Annotated in this window: 20 protein-coding genes; 11 read left to right on the top strand and 9 right to left on the bottom strand. The window is 73.2% G+C overall.

From position 1 onward, the window contains the following. Positions 1-77: 77 nt before the first annotated feature. Both O7620_RS14085 and O7620_RS14080 read left to right on the top strand, forming a co-directional pair. Complete coding sequence (locus O7620_RS14085) at positions 78-1,283, top strand: ROK family transcriptional regulator (RefSeq protein ID WP_278127004.1); 1,206 nt, start codon at positions 78-80, stop codon at positions 1,281-1,283. A gap of 150 nt (positions 1,284-1,433) precedes the next feature. After that, positions 1,434-2,522, top strand: a complete 1,089-nt coding sequence (locus tag O7620_RS14080; RefSeq protein ID WP_278123371.1) for a crosslink repair DNA glycosylase YcaQ family protein — start codon at positions 1,434-1,436, stop codon at positions 2,520-2,522. Positions 2,523-2,571: 49 nt separating this feature from the next. Here O7620_RS14080 and O7620_RS14075 read toward each other — a convergent pair whose 3' ends face one another. Both O7620_RS14075 and O7620_RS14070 read right to left on the bottom strand, forming a co-directional pair. After that, positions 2,572-3,552 carry a transporter gene (locus O7620_RS14075; RefSeq protein ID WP_278123370.1) on the bottom strand — a complete coding sequence of 327 codons (981 nt, stop codon included), beginning with the start codon at positions 3,550-3,552 and terminating at the stop codon, positions 2,572-2,574. Beyond that, entirely contained in the window at positions 3,549-4,109 is a 561-nt protein-coding gene (locus tag O7620_RS14070; protein ID WP_347403765.1) for an AAA family ATPase, read from the bottom strand. The genes O7620_RS14075 and O7620_RS14070 overlap by 4 nt, the downstream gene beginning before the upstream one ends. Positions 4,110-4,271: 162 nt before the next feature. Here O7620_RS14070 and O7620_RS14065 point away from each other — a divergent pair, with 162 nt between their 5' ends. Next, a complete protein-coding gene (locus tag O7620_RS14065; RefSeq protein WP_278123369.1) occupies positions 4,272-5,540 on the top strand; it encodes an Nramp family divalent metal transporter in 1,269 nt (422 codons plus the stop codon). Between the two features lie 52 nt (positions 5,541-5,592). Here O7620_RS14065 and O7620_RS14060 read toward each other — a convergent pair whose 3' ends face one another. Together O7620_RS14060 and O7620_RS14055 are read right to left on the bottom strand one after the other, a co-directional pair. Then, a complete protein-coding gene (locus O7620_RS14060) occupies positions 5,593-5,865 on the bottom strand; it encodes a hypothetical protein (RefSeq protein WP_278123368.1) in 273 nt (90 codons plus the stop codon). Between the two features lie 71 nt (positions 5,866-5,936). Further along, entirely contained in the window at positions 5,937-6,293 is a 357-nt protein-coding gene (locus O7620_RS14055) for a hypothetical protein (RefSeq protein ID WP_278123367.1), read from the bottom strand. A 63-nt stretch (positions 6,294-6,356) separates the two neighbouring features. Here O7620_RS14055 and O7620_RS14050 point away from each other — a divergent pair, with 63 nt between their 5' ends. The 5 genes from O7620_RS14050 (at position 6,357) to O7620_RS14030 (ending at position 10,812) form a co-directional block, all read left to right on the top strand. Then, the gene (locus O7620_RS14050) at positions 6,357-6,701 is read left to right on the top strand and encodes an RICIN domain-containing protein (RefSeq protein ID WP_278123366.1); all 345 of its coding nucleotides are present in this window, start codon (positions 6,357-6,359) and stop codon (positions 6,699-6,701) included. A 118-nt stretch (positions 6,702-6,819) separates the two neighbouring features. Continuing rightward, positions 6,820-7,929 carry a hypothetical protein gene (locus O7620_RS14045; RefSeq protein ID WP_278123365.1) on the top strand — a complete coding sequence of 370 codons (1,110 nt, stop codon included), beginning with the start codon at positions 6,820-6,822 and terminating at the stop codon, positions 7,927-7,929. Between the two features lie 47 nt (positions 7,930-7,976). Further along, a complete protein-coding gene (locus tag O7620_RS14040; protein ID WP_278123364.1) occupies positions 7,977-9,026 on the top strand; it encodes a nitronate monooxygenase in 1,050 nt (349 codons plus the stop codon). Positions 9,027-9,091: 65 nt separating this feature from the next. After that, positions 9,092-10,162 carry an SRPBCC family protein gene (locus O7620_RS14035; RefSeq protein ID WP_278123363.1) on the top strand — a complete coding sequence of 357 codons (1,071 nt, stop codon included), beginning with the start codon at positions 9,092-9,094 and terminating at the stop codon, positions 10,160-10,162. A 14-nt stretch (positions 10,163-10,176) separates the two neighbouring features. Beyond that, positions 10,177-10,812: a hypothetical protein gene (locus O7620_RS14030; RefSeq protein ID WP_278123362.1), complete on the top strand. Its 636-nt coding sequence runs from the start codon at positions 10,177-10,179 to the stop codon at positions 10,810-10,812. Between the two features lie 45 nt (positions 10,813-10,857). On the opposite strand, the gene O7620_RS14025 is transcribed toward O7620_RS14030, so the two are convergent. Next, on the bottom strand, positions 10,858-12,894 hold the full coding sequence (locus O7620_RS14025) for a glycosyl hydrolase family 28-related protein (protein WP_278123361.1): 2,037 nt from the start codon (positions 12,892-12,894) through the stop codon (positions 10,858-10,860). A gap of 221 nt (positions 12,895-13,115) precedes the next feature. On the opposite strand from O7620_RS14025, the gene O7620_RS14020 reads away from it, so the two are divergent. Together O7620_RS14020 and O7620_RS14015 are read left to right on the top strand one after the other, a co-directional pair. Continuing rightward, the gene (locus tag O7620_RS14020; RefSeq protein WP_278123360.1) at positions 13,116-14,207 is read left to right on the top strand and encodes a PIN domain-containing protein; all 1,092 of its coding nucleotides are present in this window, start codon (positions 13,116-13,118) and stop codon (positions 14,205-14,207) included. Between the two features lie 192 nt (positions 14,208-14,399). Next, positions 14,400-14,621 carry a hypothetical protein gene (locus O7620_RS14015; RefSeq protein WP_151488790.1) on the top strand — a complete coding sequence of 74 codons (222 nt, stop codon included), beginning with the start codon at positions 14,400-14,402 and terminating at the stop codon, positions 14,619-14,621. 166 nt (positions 14,622-14,787) lie between these two features. Here the strand turns inward: O7620_RS14015 and O7620_RS14010 are convergent, their stop codons facing one another. Then, entirely contained in the window at positions 14,788-15,255 is a 468-nt protein-coding gene (locus tag O7620_RS14010; protein WP_278123359.1) for a GFA family protein, read from the bottom strand. Positions 15,256-15,446: 191 nt separating this feature from the next. Here O7620_RS14010 and O7620_RS14005 point away from each other — a divergent pair, with 191 nt between their 5' ends. Next, positions 15,447-15,605 carry a hypothetical protein gene (locus tag O7620_RS14005; protein ID WP_192580170.1) on the top strand — a complete coding sequence of 53 codons (159 nt, stop codon included), beginning with the start codon at positions 15,447-15,449 and terminating at the stop codon, positions 15,603-15,605. Positions 15,606-15,838: 233 nt separating this feature from the next. On the opposite strand, the gene O7620_RS14000 is transcribed toward O7620_RS14005, so the two are convergent. The 3 genes from O7620_RS14000 to O7620_RS13990 all read right to left on the bottom strand — a co-directional run bounded on the left by O7620_RS14000 (position 15,839) and on the right by O7620_RS13990 (position 18,932). Then, positions 15,839-16,900: a Gfo/Idh/MocA family oxidoreductase gene (locus O7620_RS14000; RefSeq protein ID WP_151488788.1), complete on the bottom strand. Its 1,062-nt coding sequence runs from the start codon at positions 16,898-16,900 to the stop codon at positions 15,839-15,841. A gap of 86 nt (positions 16,901-16,986) precedes the next feature. Further along, entirely contained in the window at positions 16,987-17,652 is a 666-nt protein-coding gene (locus O7620_RS13995; RefSeq protein ID WP_278123358.1) for a response regulator transcription factor, read from the bottom strand. Beyond that, the gene (locus tag O7620_RS13990; RefSeq protein WP_278123357.1) at positions 17,640-18,932 is read right to left on the bottom strand and encodes a sensor domain-containing protein; all 1,293 of its coding nucleotides are present in this window, start codon (positions 18,930-18,932) and stop codon (positions 17,640-17,642) included. Before O7620_RS13990 ends, O7620_RS13995 begins: the two co-directional genes overlap by 13 nt. Positions 18,933-18,936: the final 4 nt, after the last annotated feature.

The raw sequence follows: 18,936 nt of genomic DNA, 5'->3' as shown, positions 1-18,936 counted from the left end.
ACCCGGAAGGAGGTCTGACCGTGGAGGCACCCATCCGGTCCAGGCCAGCCGGCGTCGGCCGTAACCCCGAATCCCCACTGCCACCGGTCCCCGGCGCGAGCCAGGAGGAGATCCGGCGGCAGAACCTCGGCGCCGTGCTGCGCTACGTGCACCTGCACGGGCCGACGTCCCGGGCCGAGCTGACCAGCCGACTCGGCCTCAACCGCAGCACCATCGGCGCCCTCGCCGCCGACCTGGTCGCCGGTGGCCTGGTCACCGAGGACGTACCCACCACCGCCCGTCGCGCCGGCCGCCCCTCGCTGGTGGTCAGCCCGCGCTCCGACCGGGTCTACGCACACGCCCTGAGCATCGACGCGGACCGGCTGCGGGCCGCCCGGGTCGGCCTCGGCGGACGCATCCTCGATCTGCGCGAGGTCGCCCGGCCCGGCGGCATGTCGGCCGTCGACGCCGTCCGGCCGCTCGCCGACCTGGTCCGCGACATGGAACGCTCGGTGGCCCCCGACGCGCTGCTGGTGGGCGGCGCGGTCGCGGTGACCGACACCACCCGCACCCCCGACGGCAGGATCAGGGTCGCGAGCGTCGAGGCGACCCTCGGGGCCGCGCTCGAGGCCGAGCTGACCGCCTGCCCGGGCTTCGTGGCCGGCGACCTGGCCGACATCGCCGGCCTGGCCGAGCACGTACGGGGCGTGGCCGCCGGCGTCGACGACCTCATCTACCTGCACGGCGACGTCGGGATCAGCGCCGGCATCATCGTCGGCGGCCGGCTGATGGTCGGCCACCGTGGCCACAGCGGCAAGGTCGGCCACATGGTCGTCAACCCGAACGGCCTGCCCTGCGGCTGCGGCTCGCGGGGCTGCTGGGAGACCGAGATCGGGGAGGCCGCGCTGCTGCGGCATGCCGGCCGGGACCCCGGCGACCGTGCGGCGGTGGCCGAGGTGCTGCGCGCCGCCGCGGATGGCGACTCGACCGCACGGGCGGCGGTCGAGCAGGTCGCCGAGTGGCTCGGCTTCGGCGTGGCCAACCTGGTCAACGTGGTCAACCCGGACGCGGTGGTGTTCGGTGGCTCGCTGCGCGACATCTTCACCGCCGGGGCGGACACGGTCCGCCGTCGGCTGGACACCATGCCGCTGCCGGGCGCCCGGGAGCACCTGCGGTTGCGCGCGGCCGCGCTCGGCCGCGACGCCGTCCTGATCGGTGCCGCCGAGCTGGCCTTCGACAAGCTCCTGGCCGATCCGCTCAACGTGGGTGTGGCGGGCCAGACCGAGACCGCCACCCCGGCGTAACCCGCCCGCGACGTCGGGCAGTGCTGGCCGTGGCCTGGCCGATCGTGCTGGTCGCCGTCTTCGGGCCGCTCTCGGTCGCCCGGTACCGGCGGCTCGCCGGCTGAGCCGCCGACCGGTGCGGTGTCGGTGCTCGCCGTTAGGGTCGGCGACGTGGTCGTCCACCAGATCGATCGGGCCCAGGCGCGGCGGATCGCCGTCCGTGCGCAACTGCTGGCCGCTCCGCGCCCGCCCGACCTGCTGACGGTGGTACGCCAGCTGACCCTGGTGCAGATCGACCCGACGGCCGCCGTCGCGCCGAGCGCCGACCTGGTGTGCTGGAGCCGGCTCGGCTCGTCGTACCAGCCGGAGCACCTGCGGCGGGCGCTGGAACGGGACCGGACGCTCTTCGAGCACCACGCGATGGTGCGTCCGATGGAGGACCTGGGGCTCCATCTCGCCGCGATGGCGCAGGCGCCCGCCCACGGGCGGCAGCGCGAGTGGTTGCGTGCCAACGACTCGTTCCGCCGCGACGTGCTCGACCTGCTCCGCTCCAACGGTCCGCTGCTCTCCCGCGACATCCCGGACACCTGCGCGGTGCCGTGGCCGTCGTCGGGGTGGACCAACAACCGCAACGTCACCCAGATGCTGGAGTTCCTGGTCCTGCGTGGCGAGGTCGGGATCGCCGGCCGCCGGGGGCGGCAGCGACTCTGGGACGTGGCGGAGCGGGTCTACCCGGCCGGTACGCCCGTCGTCCCTGTGGAGCAGGCGCACCGGCTCCGCAACGAGCGCCGGCTGCGGGCGTTGGGCATCGCCCGGGAGAAGACGGTGGTCGTCCCCGGCGAACCGGCCGAGGTCGGTGACGCCGGTGAGCCCGCGGTCGTCGAGGGCGTCGCAGGCGTGTGGCGGGTGGACCCGGCCGCGCTCGGGCAGCCCTTCACCGGTCGTACCGCGGTGTTGTCGCCCTTCGACCGGCTGGTGCACGACCGGGTCCGCCTGGCCGAGCTGTTCGACTACGAGTACGTGCTGGAGATGTACAAGCCGAAGGCCAACCGGCGGTGGGGCTACTTCGCGTTGCCGATCCTGCACGGCGACCGGCTGGTCGGAAAGGTCGACGCCACCGCCGACCGCAGGCGCGGCGCGTTCACCGTGCACGCCGTCCACGAGGATGTGCCGTTCACTCCGGAGCTGACCCGGGCCGTGCACGGCGAGCTGCACGACCTGGCGTCCTGGCTCACGCTGACCGTCGAGGGCCTGCGCTGACGGGTGCTCGCCGAGGCCCCCGCACCCCGACGAGCACCCGTTGACCGGCCTACGCGATCCGGCGGACCCGACGCACCGCGAGGTAGAGCAGCAGCACCGCCAGGGCGACGAAGATGCCCGTCTCGATGCCCTGGAACAGCCAGAACCGGTCCGCCGGCTGGTACAGCTCCCAGTTGTACGCGCCCGGTTGAAGGCCCAGCTCGGCACCGCAGGCCCGGCCGTCCGGGCCCTTTCCGCCCGGCGGACACTGGATCCGGGCGTTCTCCGCGACCATCGTCCCGTCGGGGTTCCGGATGCCCGCGGCGAGGATCCAGTTGCCCCGGTCTCCCTCCGGAATCCCGTTCCCCTCGATCGGGAAGGTCCGGGTGCGCGCGGGCTGGTAGTGCGGTCGGGCCAGCATCTCGATGGCTGCCCGTACGCCGATGAACCCGGCCAGGGTGATGCCCATGGCGGGCAGCATCCGCTTCCACACGGTGCCGGCGAAGATGCCCAGCGCCACGGCGAAGAGGGTGTAGCCGATCGGCACGATGCCCTGCAGATCGAAGACGATCACGCCGAGTCGGCCCTCGTGTGCGGCCTGGGTGAGCGGTGCGACCCACCACGACATGCCCAGTCCATAGCCGACCGAGAGGAGCACGACGGCCCCGCCGACCAGCCCGAACTTCACCAGCGCCCAGCGGGTGCGGCCGACGCCCTGGGTCCAGACGAACCGGTGCGTACCCTGCTCCACCTCGCGAGCGACCAGCGGTGCGCCCCAGAACAGGCCGACCAGCACCGGCAGGCTGATCAGCAGCACCGCAACCAGGTTCAGACTGTCGTACCGGTCGCTGAACCGGCGGAGGCCCACGTCGCAGGTCTGCGCGGCCGCCTCGCTGAGGGCGGACGGGCGTAGGCACTCGGCCAGCCCGAGGTCGGCGAAGGTGTGCCGCATCGACAGGCCGATCGGCACCAGCACGGCGGCGAGCACCGCGAACCCCAGGAGGGTGTAGAGCGCCAGCTTGCGGTGCTGCCGCCAGGTCAACCAGATCATGCCGCCACTCCCCACTCGCTGTGACTGGTCTGCGTGGTGCCGTCGGCCAGGTAGGCCAGTACGACGTCCTCCAGGCTGACGTCACGGACCGTCCAGGCCGGGTCGGTGACCGGGCCGTCGGTGCGGACCAGCAGGGTGGACTGCCGGTCGGTGTGGCTGGCCCGGACCACGGCGGCGACGCCCCCGATCACGCCGCCGTCGTGCCGGGGACCGACCAGTTGGCGGTGCTCGGCGACCAGGTCGTCGACGGCCCCGGTGAGCTGCACCTGGGAGGCGTTGAGCACGATCAGGAAGTCGCAGACCCGTTCCAGGTCGGCCAGCAGGTGCGAGGAGAGCAGCACGGTGGTGCCGGATTCCGCCACGCTGCCCATCAGCGACTGGAGGAACTCCCGGCGGGCGAGCGGATCGAGGCTGGCGACCGGTTCGTCGAGCAGCAGCAGCCGGGGCTGCTTGGCCAGCGCCAGGGCGAGCGCCACCTGGGCCCGTTGCCCGCCGGAGAGCTTGCCGACCGGGCGGTCCGGCGGAATGCCGAGCTGCGCCAGTCGCTGGCGGGCCAACCCCGCGTCCCACCGCTTGTTCAGCTGTCAAGCACGACCCGGCGTGCCGTGGAAAACACGGCGCGGCGGCGGTGGGTGACACCGGCGGGCCAGAGGTTGGCACCGACGGGCCAGCGGATCGGGAAGGGGCCGGCAGGCGATCCGCGCGAACGGAGGTGGTCGATGGTCACCAGGCAGCTCACGGCGTCGACGGCGACACCGCTACAGACGGCCCGAGCCCGGGGTCGGGTACGCGGACGGCTGATCCTGCTCGGCCCGGCGTTCGTGGCCGCCGTCGCGTACGTCGACCCCGGCAACTTCGCGACCAACTCGGCGGCCGGCACCCGCTACGGCTACCTGCTGGTCTGGGTCGTGGTGGTGGCCAACCTGATGGCCATGCTGGTGCAGACGCTCACCGCCAAGCTGGGCCTCGCCACCGGGCGCAGCCTGCCCGAGCTGTGCCGGGAGCGCCTGCCACGGCCGGTGAACCGGATGATGTGGGTGCAGGCCGAACTGGTCGCCATGGCCACCGACCTGGCCGAGGTGATCGGCGGCGCGGTCGCCCTCTACCTGCTCCTCGGCATCCCCCTGCTGCCCGGCGGGATCATCATCGGCACCGCGGCGTTCGCCGTGCTCGCCCTGCGCTCACGCGGGTTCCGCGCGTTCGAGATCGGCATCGCCGTGCTGCTCGGCGTCATCGTGCTGGCCTTCGCGGGCAACCTGCTCGCCTCCGGTTCCGACCCCGGCTCCGCCGTCGCCGGCCTGGTGCCCCGACTCCAGGGCACCGACAGCGTGCTGCTGGCCGCCGGCATCCTCGGCGCCACCGTCATGCCGCACGTCATCTACGTGCACTCCGCGCTGACCCGCGACCGCATCCCCGCCGCCGACGACAGCGAACGCCGTACGCTCTTTCGCGGCCAGCGCACCGACGTGCTGCTCGCGCTGACCGCCGCCGGAGCGGTCAATCTCGCCATGCTGCTGATCGCCGCGGCCAGCTTCCGCGGTGGTGGTCCCGCCGGGGCGGACAGCCTGGAGGGAGTGCACGCCGGCCTCGGACAGACCATCGGCACCGCCGCCGCGTTCGCCTTCGCCATCGCGCTGCTGGTCTCCGGGCTCGCGTCCACCAGCGTCGGCACCTACGCCGGCGAGGTGATCATGGAGGGTTTCCTGCGGCGGCGGGTGCCGTTGCTGCTGCGCCGTCTGGTCACCCTGCTGCCCGCGCTCGCCGTGCTCGCCATCGGCCTCGACCCCACCCGGGCGCTGGTGCTGTCCCAGGTCATCCTCAGCTTCGGTATCCCGTTCGCGCTGATCCCGGTGGTCGCCTTCACCCGCCGCCGCGACCTGATGGGAAACCTGGTCAACCACCCGCTCACCACCGCCGCCGCGTCGCTGGTGGCGGTGCTGGTGGTCGCGCTCAACGCCTTCCTGCTCTGGCAGGTCGCCATCGGCTGAGCGGGCCGGGTCGGCAGGACACGCTGGGCAGGCCGGACCCGGCCCGGTGCGGTCAGGTCCGGCGGCCCTCGTCGCGGGCCGGGATCTCCTGACGCTGTTCGAGGGCGTCCGCCGGGTTGGCGTCGGCCGGCAACGACGTCACCTCTTCCAGCGTGCCCGCCGGCAGCGCCCCCTGCTCGGCGAGGTCGGCCTCGGACGCCTCCGGGTCGACGTCACCCGACACCCGGTCCGGCGGCCCGACGTCGAACGCGTCCTGCCGTTGCTCGACGGCATCCGCCTCCGGGGGAGGGATCGGAGCGCTCTGGTCGTCCCGGTACGTGCTCATCGCAGCCTCCTCGCGGCGGTCGTCGACAGGCCGCCGGGCCGCTGCCTACCCCGTACCGCCACACTCAGGCATCACGCCCCGCAGTCTCCGCCCGGTCGTCCGGTTCGTACCGCCGTGGGCGCCCCGAGATCGACCGGGGCCGGGCCGCCCGAGCAGACCAGCGCGCCCACCTGACCGCCGGCGAGGATCGGCGCCGACGCGGTGCCGGTGAGCGCCAGCGGGCCGGCGTGCCGGCCGGTGACCACGCTGGTGCAGGCCGGTGGCGGCGGGATCAGCGTGGCTACGAACGCGCCGGCCGCCCCGATGTTGCCCACCGCGTCGATGCCCCGGTACTCGATCGTGTGCCGGCCGTACCCGGGGGACCGCTCGGCGAACGGGGACACCGACAGGCCGCCCGAGCCGAGGTTGCCGTAGACCAGGCCGTCCACGTCGGTGCCGGTGGCGGTGAACAGGAACGGGGAACGGGCATCCGTGGGCCAGCCGTAGTAGTTGTGCCACCCGTCGCGGCGGTCCGCTGGTACGACGCGCTGCGCTCGGTGCCCGGCAGTCTCGTCCCGGCGGGCGGCCCACCGGTGGGCACCCCGGTCGGCCTGGTCAACCCCGCCTCCGGGCGGTGCCTGGACGTCTCCGGCGCCAGCACCACCGCCGGCGCCCCCACGATCATCTGGGACTGCCACGGTGGCACCAACCAGCGCTGGACCCGCACCGCCGCCGGTGAGCTGCGGGTCTACGGCGACCGGTGCCTGGACGTGAACGGCGGGGCGAGCGCGGACGGCACCAGGGTGCAGCTCTGGACGTGCAACGGCACCGGCGCACAACGCTGGTCCACGCGGTAGCGGACAGGACATCGGCAACGCGCGCCGACGCGTCCCCCGGAGATGACCACCGCCGGTGGGTGGGATCCGCCAGGATGGTCGGGACGGCCGGGACACGGCCGCGACGAGGAGGCGGGCGATGCGGGTACGCGGGTGGCTGACCCGGGGGCGGCGTGCCCGCGCGACAGCGGCGCTGACCGCGCTGGCGGTGGGTGCCGTGCCGGCCGCGCTGCTGACGCCGGGCGTGGCCGTCGCGGCGAGCCCGGCGCAGGTCTGCCAGGTACGGGACGACCGGCTCACCGAGATCTCCGGGATGGTCGCCACGAACGACGGGTACGTGGTGGTCAACGACGGCGCCGACGACGAGGCCCGAAGCCGGATCTTCTTCCTCGACCGGGGCTGCGCCGTGACGCGGACGGTCAGCTACCCCTCCCGTCCCCGCGACACCGAGGACCTGGCGATGAGCCGGGACGGCACCCTCTGGGTCGCCGACATCGGGGACAACGACCGCACGCGGGAGACGGTGGCCCTGTGGCGGCTCGCACCGGGCGCGGACGAGCCCGTGCTGCACCGGATGACGTACCCGGATCGCCCGCACGACGCGGAGGCGCTGCTGCTCGACGCCGACGGCCGGCCGCTGGTCATCACCAAGGACGGCAGCGGCACCGCCGTCCTCTACGCGCCGACCGCCGCGCTCCGGCCGGGCGCGAAGACGCCGCTGGCCTCGGTCGGCCAGGTGGTCCTGCCGCCCAGCACCACCGCCAACCCGTACTCGTTCCTCGGTCGGCGGGTGGTCACCGGCGCGGCGAACGCACCGGACGGGCGCCGCGTGGTGCTGCGCACCTACGCCGACGCGATCGAGTACGACGTACCCGACGGTGACGTGGTCGCCGCGCTGACCAGCGGCACCCCGCGGACCGTCCCGCTGCCGGACGAGCCGCAGGGCGAGTCGATCACCTACAGCCGGGACGGCCAGTCGCTGCTCACCGTCTCCGAGTCCGCCGACCAGGCGCCGGGCGCCCGCCCGACGATCCTGCGGTACGCGGCCCCGACGGCGACCGCCACCGGCTCGCATCCGGCGGAGTCCACCGCCGCGGCCCCGCCCGCGACCACGGCGGCCCTTCCCGCGGCCGAGCACACCGGCGACGTCGGCGGCCCGATCTGGCCGCTCGCGGCCGGCGCCGGGACGCTGTTGGCGCTCCTCGCGGTCGCCGGAGTGCTGTGGCGGCGGCACACCGACCGCCGGTGACCGACGGGTCACCGACCGGCCCGGACCCGGTGCGGCAGGATGGGCGGATGTCCGTGCTGTCCACGTTGCGCCACCCGATCGTCGCCGCCCCGATGGCCGGCGGCCCGTCCACACCGGCGCTCGTGGCGGCCGTGTCCGCCGCCGGTGGCCTGGGCTTCCTGGCCGCCGGGATGATCGACACCGGCCGGCTGGTCGCCGATGTCGCCGAGGTCCGCGCCCGCACCGACCGGCCGTTCGGGGTCAACGTCTTCCTGCCCGGCTCCGGCCCGGTCGACGAGGCCGCCATCGAGGCGTACGCGCAGCGGCTCGCCCCGCAGGCCGACCAGCGCGGGGTGCGCCTCGGCGAGCCGGTGGGCGGCGACGACGCGTACCCCGGGAAGCTGGCCGCGCTGCTCGCGGACCCGGTCCCGGTGGTGTCCTTCGCGTTCGGGCTGCCGGACCGGGCGGCGGTGGCCACCCTGCGCGAGCGGGGCACCGAGGTGTGGGCCACCGTCACCCGGCCGGACGCGGCCACGGCCGCCGCCGAGCTGGGTGTGGACGCGGTCGTGGTGCAGGGCACCGAGGCCGGCGGGCATCGCGGCGGCATGCCGGACGACGATGACTACGCGCTGTTACCGCTGCTCCGGTTGTCCGCCTCCCGGTGTGCTCGGCCGCTGGTGGCCGCGGGCGGCATCGCCGACGGTCCCGGGATCGCCGCCGCGTTGGCCGCCGGCGCCGCCGCCGTTCAACTCGGTACGGCTTTCCTGCGGTGCCCGGAGGCGGGCAGCTCGCCCCTGCACCGGGCCGCGGTGGCCGGCACCGGACCGACCGCGTTGACCCGGGCGTTCACCGGCAAGCGGGCCCGGGGCGTGGTCAACGACTTCCTGCGCCGGCACGACGCGGCGGCTCCCACCGGCTACCCGCAGGTGCTGCACCTGACCCGGCCGCTGCTCGCCGCCGCCCGCCGCGACGGGGACGCGTCGGTCGCCAACCTGTGGGCCGGTCAGGCGCACCCCCTGGCCCGGGAGGTGCCGGCGGCCGAACTGCTCGCCGAGCTGAGCGCCGATGCCCGCGCGGCGCTGGCGGCGGTGGCCGAGCGGTCGACCCGCTGGGGCTGACCAGCGCGGTGACCATCGGGGGGCGGGCGGGCGGCGTCGGGTGGGAAACCCGTTAGAGTCTCGCCGTGATCGAGATCGACGCGCAGGTCGACCTGTCCCACCCGCCCGACCGGGTCTGGCTCGCCCTGACGGATCTGGAGCTGCTCGGCCGCTGGTTCGTCGAGGCCGAGACGGTGGAGGGCGTGCCGGACCGGCTGCTGCTGCACACGGCCGGCGTGCCGGGCTTCGACGCCGACGTCGAGGTCGAGGTGACCGAGCGAAAGATGCCCGAACTGCTCGCGTTGCGCTGCGACGAGGCCGGCCGGCTCACCGAGCTGACCTGCGCCGTCACCGCCACGAAGCAGGGCTGCCGGCTCGCGGTGCGGGAGGTCACCACGCACGGTGCCTGGTCCGCCGAGCAGCACGAACCGCGTGCGCAGCAGCTCCGGCAGGCGCTGACCGTGCGACTGCCGGCCATCCTCGACTGGCTCGCCTTTCAACAGGTCGACCTACGCCGCGGTGAGGCCGGGATGACCGCCGAGCTGCCGCTGATCGGCGTACGCGGCCGGCCCCGCCGTCGACGTCGCGTGGTGCTGGGCCTGGTCGGCGGGGCCGTGCTGGTGGTGGGGACGGCGGCGTGGATCGCGCTGCCCCCCGAGTCGAATCCCGTCGCCACGCCGGCGCCGGCGGCCACACCGACACCGACGACGGAGGCGACCACGACCGCGCCGACCACGACGGCCTCGGTGCGGCCCTCGCGGACCACCGCGTCGCCGACCACCCGACCGAGCCGCTCCCCGTCGGCGAAGCCGCCGCCCACGCCCACGCCGGCCCCGCTACCCCCGCCGCCGGTGGTGGCCCGCTACGAGACCGACTCCAGCCGGCTGTTCGGCTACACCGGCGAGATCGTGGTCGACAACCCGGGCGGCGCGCCGGTGGCGGACTGGGCCGTGGTGGTCACCCTCGCTGAGGGCACCACCGTCGACGACGTCGACGACGCGACCTGGCGGCAGGACGGCCGGGCGATCACCTTCACCGGGCCGGCCGTGCCGGCCGGAGGGTCGCAGACGTTCCGCTTCGACGTGCGCGACAGCCGTCCGAAGGCACGGGAACCGGAGAGCTGCGTGATCGGCGGGAAACCCTGCGCGGGCGTGTGACCTAGGCTGCCGGCATGGCACTGCTGCACCGCGCGACCCTGCGCCCCACGAAGATCGACCTGCTGGCGACCTGGCTGCCCGGCCGACCCTGGTACCGGGGGTCGGCCGACGCCGACCTGGTGAGCCGGGGCGCCTACCGCTTCGACGACCCGGCCGGCGCGGTCGGCATCGAGACGATCCTGGTCGGTGCCGCCGACGGTCCGGTCCACCACGTCCCGCTGACCTACCGTGACGCACCGCTCAACGGTGCCGAGGACTGGCTGGTCGGCACCACCGAACATTCGGTGCTCGGCACCCGCTGGGTGTACGACGGCTGCGCCGACCCGGTGTACGCCGCCGCGCTGGCGCACGCCATCCTGGCCGGCGCCGGCCAGGCGGAGCAGTACTTCGAGGTGGACGGTCGGCGTGAGCTGCGCGAGCCGAGCGTGACGGTCGTCGCCAGCGACGGCGGGCTCACCGACGTGCCCCCGGTCGGTGCCGTCCGGAGCGTGGCCGACGATGACCGCACGGTCATCGGCACCGACTCCGTCGAGCTCGTCGTCGTCCGCCGGCCCGGTGTCGGGGTCGACGGGGGAGTGGGTGCTGGCCTCAGTGGCAGCTGGGACGGGCAGCCGACGAGCGTGCCGCTGGCGTACGCCCGAGTGCGCTGAGTGAGCGGTGGGGAGGCCCGGTCAGCCGGACCTCCCCACCGCGTCTCACCACTGCGCCGGAGGCGGGGGCGGCGACACCGGGGGCCGGTCGTCGCAGGTGATGGTGTTGGGCAGCAGCCACGGGGCGAGCCAGCCGCCGTCGTTGCCGCCGAGGTCGTGCAGAGTGAACTCCGAGCCGGCCGGGGTGAAGTGGAACGACCCGCAATTGTTGACGCCCACGGCACCCACGTTGCGGGCGCCCACGTTGGCGAACGAGGCCGACCCGGCCGAGCGGGCGCTGACCACCGAGGTGCCGGTGCCGTCGACCCGGACGTCGCGGAAGCGTACGTCGGTGATCGAGTAGAGATCCTTCACCGGCCAGTCGCTGACCAGCATGATCGCGTTGTACGTGTTGTCGAGGTACGCGTCGCCGGTCACCTCGATGGCCGCGTCGATGCTGCGGTCCAGGGCGAAGATCCAGATCGCGCCCAGCCCGATGTTCCAGTTCAGCTCGTACGTGCCGGCGCGCGCGGTGGTGTTGCCGGTGAACCGCAGGTACCCGGTGAACGGTTCCGCTCCGAAGCGGGATCCGGCGTGCAGACCGCTGCCCTCGCGTACCGGGTCGGCGACGAGGTTGTGCGAGACGGTGGTGTCCGTGCCGCCGTAGATGGCGATGCCGTTGGCGAGGGTCGGTGACTGCACGGTGTTGTGGTCGAACGTGTTGCGCGCGTTCGCCGTCTTCTCCGACCACATCGCCAGGCCGTCGTCGCCGGTGTTGCGGACGAAGTTGTGCGCGACGAGGGAGTCGGTCACGCCGGTGTGGAAGTTGAGCGCGTCCGCGATCTGGTCGACGATGATGGTGTTGGTGACGCGGACGTTGCGCATCGGACCGTCGAACCACAGGCCGGCCTTGGTGTGCCGCAGGTGGAGCCCGTCGACGGTGGAGTCGCTCATCGCCCCACCGATCGCGTTGACCTGGTCGGTGTCGATGCGCTCCCGCACGTCACCCTCGATGGCGAAGCCGGACAGGTGGACGTTGCGGCTCCCGCCGTCGTCGGCGTCGCGGCCGTAGAAGCCGACGCCGGTGTGCACCGAGCCGTCCGGCGCGGGCGTCGGCAGGGCGACCTCGCGGCCCTTGAAGGTGGTGTACCAGTTGCCGGCGCCCTCGATGGTCACGTCGTCGACGATGATGTGCCGGTTGACCTGGTAGGTGCCCGGCGGGACGTAGACCTTCAGGTGGGTGCGCCGGGCGAAGGTGATGGCCCGGTCCAGGGCGTCGGCGGAGTCCCGCCGGCCGGTGGGATCGGCGCCGAACGCGAGCACGTTCGCCGCGAGCAGACGGACGCGCGGCGGCGCGACCAGCTCGGAGTCGAGCAGGTCGATGATGGTCCAGGCGGCGGCGCTGCCGGGCGGCGCGGTGAGCCGGATCGTGTCACCGGCCCGGTAGGTGCGACCCAGCAGGAGTCGCTGCTCGTCGTAGAAGTGGGTGGGCCTGAACGGCGTGCTGATGCTCGGGTACGGCGTGGTGGCCGACGGCACGCATTGGCACTCGGTGATCCACCAGTCCGGGTGCAGCAGCCCGGCCTGGGGGTCGTTGGTGAACGGGTACTGGTTGTAGAGCCAGGAGTACTGCGAGGTCAACGTCATGGTGCGGACGTGCTTGCCGTTGACCGCGACCCGCAGCGGCGCGGTGATCCCGCCACCCTGCGGGGCGTCCGGGATGCTGTACCGCACGGTGAGCCCGTTGGCCGCGCTGGGCAGGACGAACTCCACGTACTCACCGGGGGTGAGCCGGACCGCCCGGCGGCCGGACGCCTCCGCGGGCAGCGTGTAGGCGGACCGGTCCGGGCCGATCACCTCGCCGTTGGTGCGCGCGTTCTCCGCCTCCTGTTCGACGAAGTCGACGTCGGCGCCACGTCCGGCGACCAGCGCCGGGTCGAGGGCGGCGCGGGTGACCACCGGCTCTGCTCCGGCGGACGTGGACGGACCGGCGGCGGCCACGGTGGGTCCGGCGACCAGAACGGCGAGGCCGGTCGCGAGCGCGACGGCGGTGGCGGCCGGCCGGCCTGGGCGTCCCCGCGCCGGCATGAGGCTGCGAAACATCGGTGACCCTCCTGGGTGGGTGGTGGTGGAGGTCCGCCCGGCGCTCCCCCAACGCCCGACATTGATCGTCATGATGCAGCACCGAACAGCCTGCTGCAAGACGACAATGAAATAGCGAAAAGATGCGGCTATCAGGCCGCAAGAAATGGACGGTCGGAGAGTGGAGGTGTCGCGCTTTCACCTGCGCCCGGGGCGCCCACGGCGGGCGTACGCTGGGCCGCGTGGATCAAGAAGACCGGATCGCCCTGTTCCTCGACTACGAGAACCTCGCGCTGGGGGCGCGCGACCACCGTGGCGGCGCGGACTTCGACTTCCGACCCATCGCCGACGCGCTGGCCGAGCGGGGCCGGGTGGTGGTGCGCCGGGCGTACGCCGACTGGTCGTACTTCGACGAGGACCGCCGGATGCTCACCCGCTCGCACGTCGAGCTGATCGAGATTCCCCAGCGGATGGGCGCCTCCCGCAAGAACGCGGCCGACATCAAGATGGCCGTCGACGCGATCGAATTGGCGTTCGAGCGCGACTACATCTCCACCTTCGTCATCTGTAGCGGCGACAGTGACTTCACGCCGCTGGTGCACAAGCTGCGCGAGCTGAACAAGCGGGTCATCGGAGTCGGCGTCGAGGGGTCGACGTCGGCGCTGCTCCCGCCGGCCTGCGACGAGTTCCTCTACTACGACCGGCTGGAGGGCGTGGACATCCCGCCGGCCCGCGGCCGTCGCGCTCGTCCCGCCGCCACCCGACAGGCCGGTCCGGACCAGCGACCCCCCGAGCCGGAGCGCGAGGCGGAGATCGACCACCGGCCGGCGGGGGAGGAGCCCGGCCGGGACGTGGACTCGCTCGCCGTGCAGGTCGCCCAGACGGTGGCCGGCTTGCAGGGCAGCGCCAACGGCGAGGTCACCGCCTCCCGACTCAAGCGCACCCTGCTGCGCAAGGACCCGACGTTCAGTGAATCCGACTACGGCTTCCGGACCTTCGGTGAACTGCTGCGCCACCTCGCCGAACGCAACGTGATCGAGCTGGCCGAAGGCCCCGCGAAGGGTGACCCCGAGGTCTCCCTGCCCGAGCACGGCGACCGGGAGGTGGCGTTCGGCCTGCTCCGAGGCGTCGTGGCGGACCTCGGTAGCGGCGGCAACCCGGTGGCGCTGTCCGGGCTGAAGAACCAGGTACGCCGGGCCCGGCCCGACTTCAGCGAGAAGAAGCTCGGCTACCGCAGCTTCCTCCAGTTCTGCAAGGCCGCCGCGACCGCCGGCGTCCTCGACCTACGGTGGAGCCCCGGGGCCGACGACTACCTGCTGACGACCCAGCCCTGACCGCCGGCCCTCGGTGTCTTCTCCCGCGGGTTCGGAGACGTTCCTGATCTGCAACTCAGGAGGGGGAGATCCGCCGATATGGTTTTGAACTGCCAACGCTTGGCCCGAAATACGTCTGAATTGCGGCTCTTGCCCCACTCTGGGCACACCTGCGCCGTACCCTCGGCGCGGGAATTGCTATACGGTCGGCGAATGAAGGTGGAGGAGCACTGGTGGAACGGAGACACGACCCCGCGCGGGCGCAGGGACGTGTATATCCGTACTGACGGGCAGGGTTGGGAGGTCCGCGCCCAGATCGGTGGGGCGTCGGGTCGTGAGCGGGTGCAGCAGTGCCCCAGCAGGGCCTCGGCGGCCATCCTCGCCGACGCCTGGCGCGGCACCCACCCATCCTGGCAGGAGTTAAAGCAGCGCTGATCCGGCACCGGGCCGGGCCGGCGACGCTTCCGGGCTCAGCCTGGCGCGCTCGCCGGTCCGGTCCCGGTGCTCGACTGAGTGGCGGTGACGTCTCAGGCGCCGGAGAACGTGTCAGTTCGGGAAGACCGGTTCCCGAACCTCTCACTCGTTTGTCACACCGGAAACGTCAGCTGACGCCGTGATCGTGCTGCGGGACGTCGAGAGCCGGCATCCACGGTTGGCGGCTCCACGTGTAGATCTCCGCCTGTGGCGCAAACCAGTCGGTGAGGTTGTCGAGGGTGCCCTCCTGAACGAATACCCCGCCCGGGAAGTCAGCCAGTTCGTTGGTGAACACCCGGGAGCCGCAGTTGACGCAGAATACCCGGGTCAGGCCGTTGCCTGCGCAGGTCTGCGGGTTCGCGGGGTACGGGAAGCCTTTGGTTTCGCCACCGAACACGGTGAAGTCCGAGTCGGACACCAGCGCGAAGGTCGCCATCTCTCCACCAGAGGCGCGCTTGCAGTCCGTGCAGTGACAGTTCGCCACGAAGGTGGGCTCGTTGTCGAACCCGTACGTCACGGCGCCGCAGGCGCAACTGCCGTTGAATCTCTTGCTCATCTCTTGCTCCATCTCCAGGTAAGGGCTCTGTTGCCGCACGGATCAACGGGGATCGCTTCTCCGACATGACGATTGTGATCACATCCGAGCGGACTGGACGGCAACTTACCGTCCAATGGATCAACACGGGTTCCTGTCCACGGCGGCCACCGCCGCCACGGTGTCCGGATCTGCCCCGTGTCTCCGCCGTCAGGTCGGGTATCCGTCCGGAATCCGTGATGGAGGTCGCCATGTCGCAGGGATCCGCCGAGGAGAACCCGAGGCTCGCCGAGGAGATCCGGGAGGCTGAGCGCCAGCTCGCCAACCTGGCCAACTCGTCCGATGACGCGCTGACCGACGATGACGCGCGGGTGCCGGACGACGCCCCCTCCGAACGGGACGCCACCTAGCCGGTTGACGGAGGCGGCGACGACATCCGGTCGGGCGTCTGCCGGCTGGATGTCGTCGCCGCCCTCTGAGATGCCTCCCCAGTGCAGTTCAGCACCAGTATTCAGCACAGACGAAACGCTGTCAGCGATTCAACAGGCAGATGGACCGGCACACGCTGTTGCCCAGACGACGTGTTCCCGCGGCAGGGTGGTGAGTGGCGTCAGCGACGGCACCCACTGGTTGAGGTGTGGCCTCAGGAGGCCGGGACCGGCAGCACCACGCCCTCGGCGGCGGACCGGTGCGCCAGCTCGATCAGCTCGACGGTGGCGACCGAGTCGCGGGGGTCCACCGGCATGGGCGTGCCGTCCCGCAGCGCCGCCGCCACCTGCTGGTAGAAGCTCTGGTACGCGCCGGGCACGGTCGGCACCGGTCGCAGGTCGCCGTCGACACCGAGCATGCCGTACCGCTCGGACGGGACCTCGCCCCAGCCCGGCTGGTCCGGTCGGCCGCCGTCGTGCAGCGCCGCCTCCTGCACGTCCAGCCCGTACGTCGTGTAGCCGGCCCGGTCGCCGAGCACCCGCAGGCGCGGCCCGAGCTGAGCGGTCACCGCGCCCATCCACAGGTGCGAGTGCACCCCGCCCGCGTGGGTCAACGCCACGAACGCGTCGTCGTCGACGGCCGCACCCGCGCGGCGACGGTCCACCTCCGCGTAGACGCGGTCGACCGGGCCGAACAGCTGCACCGCCTGGTCGATGAGGTGCGCGCCGAGGTCGAAGAGGGCACCGCCGGCCTCCTCGGGACCGGCGAGCTCCCGCCAGCCCGGCTTGATCGTCGGACGGAACCGTTCGAAACGGGACTCGAAGCGCAGCACCCGCCCCAACTCGCCCTGCTCCACGAGGCGGCGGACGGTCAGGAAGTCGCCGTCCCAGCGCCGGTTCTGGAACACCGTCAGCGGCACCCCACGCTCGGTCGCCTCGTCGACCAGCGCGCGGCCCTCCGCCGCCGTCGCCGCGAGGGGCTTGTCCACGACGACCGGCAGGCCGGCGGCGAGCGCCGCCCGCGCCATCGGCACGTGCTGCCGGTTCGGCGTCGCCACCACGACCAGGTCCAGAGCCTCCGGGGTACGCCACAACTCGTCGGCGTCCTCGACCAGGCGGGCGTCCGGGAAGTGTTGCCGGGCCTGCTCGCGTCGCTGCGGATCGCGGGTCACGATGGCGTCGAGCCGCAACCCGGGCGTCGCGGCGATCAGCGGTGCGTGGAACACCCGGCCCGCCAGCCCGTACCCCAGCAGGCCAACCCGCAGCGCCTCCGCCATGCCACACCCCCGTCTCGCCGGCCCGCGCCCCTGGTGGCACCGGTACCGCTGGTCGAATCTACGCCCCGATCTCAGCCCGGCGCTGGTCAGCCCGCCGGGTCGCTGCGAAGGTAGGTGAGCACCGCGAGCACCCGCCGATTGGTGTCGTCGCTGGGTGGCAGGTCGAGCTTCAGCAGAATGTTGCCGACGTGCTTGCCGACCGCCGCCTCGGTGACGTGCAGCCGGGCGGCGATCGACGCGTTCGAGCGGCCCTCGGCCAGCAGCGCCAGCACCTCCCGTTCCCGGGCGGACAGCGCGGCGAGCGGATCACGCGGGCGGTGCAGGAGTTGCCGGACCACGTCCGGGTCGATGGCGGTGCCGCCCGCGGTGACCCGGCGCAGCGTGTCGACGAACTCGGCGACCTCGGCGACCCGGTCCTTGAGCAGGTAGCCCACCCGCTGGCCGTCGCCGCTGTCCAGCAGCGCCGCCGCGTACCCGGTCTGCACGTACTGGCTGAGCACCACGACCGGGAGCCCGGGCCGTTCGGCGCGCAGCGCGACGGCCGCGCCCAGCCCGTCGTCGCGCCGGCCGGGAGGCATCCGGATGTCGGTCAGCACCAGGTCCGGCTGGTGGTCGCGGGCCGCGTCCAGCAGGGCGGGCGCGGAGCCGACGGCGGCGCACACCGTGAAGTCGAAGCGGGTCAGCAGCGCGACCAGGCCCTCCCGCAGCAGCACCTCGTCCTCGGCGAGCACCACCCGGGTCACCGGCGACATGGCAGCTCCACGCGGACCAGGGTAGGCCCGCCGGGAGGGCTGGAGAGCAGCAGCCGGCCGTCCACGGCAGCGACCCGGTCGGCGAGGCCGGTCAGGCCGGTGCCCCGGGACGGGTCGGCGCCGCCGCCGCCGTCGTCGGACACCTCGACCACGAGGTCACCGCCGACCCGGGTGAGGCGCACGTCGGCGCGGGTCGCCCCGGCGTGCCGGGCCACGTTGCCCAGGGCCTCGGACACCACGAAGTACGCGGTGGTCTCCACGATCTCGGGCAGCTCGCCGTCGACGTCCGCGTGCACGGTCACCGCGACGGTGGCCGCGTCGGCCAGCTCGCGTACCGCGCCGGCGAGACCGAGGTCGGTGAGGCTCTGCGGCCGGATGCCGTGCACCAGCTGTCGCAGCATCACCATCAGGCCCCGGGCCTGGTCGTGCGCCACCGCGAGGGGTCGGGCGGCGGGGGAGTCCTCGGGTACGTCCAGCCGGGCCAGGCCCAGCTGGAGGGTGAGGCTGGTCAGCCGTGGCTGCGCGCCGTCATGCAGGTCCCGTTCGATGCGGCGCCGTTCGGCCTCGTATGCGCCGACCAGGCGGGTGCGGGAGCGGGCGACCTCACGCAGCGCCGCGGTGTCGACCGGCCAGGCCAGTGCCCACCGGGCCACGGCGGCCTGCACGGCCGCGAGCAGGCCGCCCGCGTAGCAGAAGACCGGCAGGAGCAGCACACCCACGATCGCGTACGGAACGGCTTCGCCGGTGCTCTCGACCCGGCCCAGGATCACGACCGGTTCGGTGGGATCGCCGGCGAGCCAGGGGCTGGTGATCATCCCGAGGTCGAGCAGCACCAGCACGAGGAACACCCAGTACGCGATGGGTGCCACACCGCCCAGCCAGAACAGGTAGGCCACCTCCCGCCAGGTCCCCGCGCTGCGGTAGCGCGCGGCCAGGCCCGGCCACGACGGCGAGGGCAGCGGCCGGCCGTCCACGAGTCTGAGCCGCCATCGTTCGACGGCGGCGACCGGGAAGCTCACGATCGGAGCCAACGCCAGCAGGATGAGGCTGCTGGTCGCCAGGAACAGCATCAGCGCGAGGCTCGGCGGCCGGCCGTGCAGCCGGAGCGCGTTGACGGCGGCCAGCAGGGGTCCGACGATGACGAGCAGCCCGATGCTGAGCACGCCGGCGATCGGGACGGTGCTGACCAGGTAGGCCAGCGCCCGCCAGGGCCAGGCGGAGAGCAGCCAGTCGCGGCGACGCAGCGCCTCGGCCAGCCGAGAAGGGTGTTCGGGGGTCATGCCG

Source organism: Micromonospora sp. WMMD710, assembly GCF_029626045.1.
GTDB lineage: Bacteria > Actinomycetota > Actinomycetes > Mycobacteriales > Micromonosporaceae > Micromonospora.
This window is presented reverse-complemented; position numbering and strand designations above follow the sequence as displayed.

Bases quoted from the DNA above. Each gene is read 5' to 3' on its own strand.
- O7620_RS14075 (WP_278123370.1), bottom strand. From the start codon at position 3,552: ATGATCTGGTTGACCTGGCGGCAGCACCGCAAGCTGGCGCTCTACACC.
- O7620_RS14065 (WP_278123369.1), top strand. From the start codon at position 4,272: ATGGTCACCAGGCAGCTCACGGCGTCGACGGCGACACCGCTACAGACG.
- O7620_RS14060 (WP_278123368.1), bottom strand. From the start codon at position 5,865: ATGAGCACGTACCGGGACGACCAGAGCGCTCCGATCCCTCCCCCGGAG.
- O7620_RS14045 (WP_278123365.1), top strand. From the start codon at position 6,820: ATGCGGGTACGCGGGTGGCTGACCCGGGGGCGGCGTGCCCGCGCGACA.
- O7620_RS14040 (WP_278123364.1), top strand. From the start codon at position 7,977: ATGTCCGTGCTGTCCACGTTGCGCCACCCGATCGTCGCCGCCCCGATG.
- O7620_RS14030 (WP_278123362.1), top strand. From the start codon at position 10,177: ATGGCACTGCTGCACCGCGCGACCCTGCGCCCCACGAAGATCGACCTG.
- O7620_RS14025 (WP_278123361.1), bottom strand. From the start codon at position 12,894: ATGTTTCGCAGCCTCATGCCGGCGCGGGGACGCCCAGGCCGGCCGGCC.
- O7620_RS14015 (WP_151488790.1), top strand. From the start codon at position 14,400: ATGAAGGTGGAGGAGCACTGGTGGAACGGAGACACGACCCCGCGCGGG.
- O7620_RS14005 (WP_192580170.1), top strand. From the start codon at position 15,447: ATGTCGCAGGGATCCGCCGAGGAGAACCCGAGGCTCGCCGAGGAGATC.
- O7620_RS14000 (WP_151488788.1), bottom strand. From the start codon at position 16,900: ATGGCGGAGGCGCTGCGGGTTGGCCTGCTGGGGTACGGGCTGGCGGGC.
- O7620_RS13995 (WP_278123358.1), bottom strand. From the start codon at position 17,652: ATGTCGCCGGTGACCCGGGTGGTGCTCGCCGAGGACGAGGTGCTGCTG.
- O7620_RS13990 (WP_278123357.1), bottom strand. From the start codon at position 18,932: ATGACCCCCGAACACCCTTCTCGGCTGGCCGAGGCGCTGCGTCGCCGC.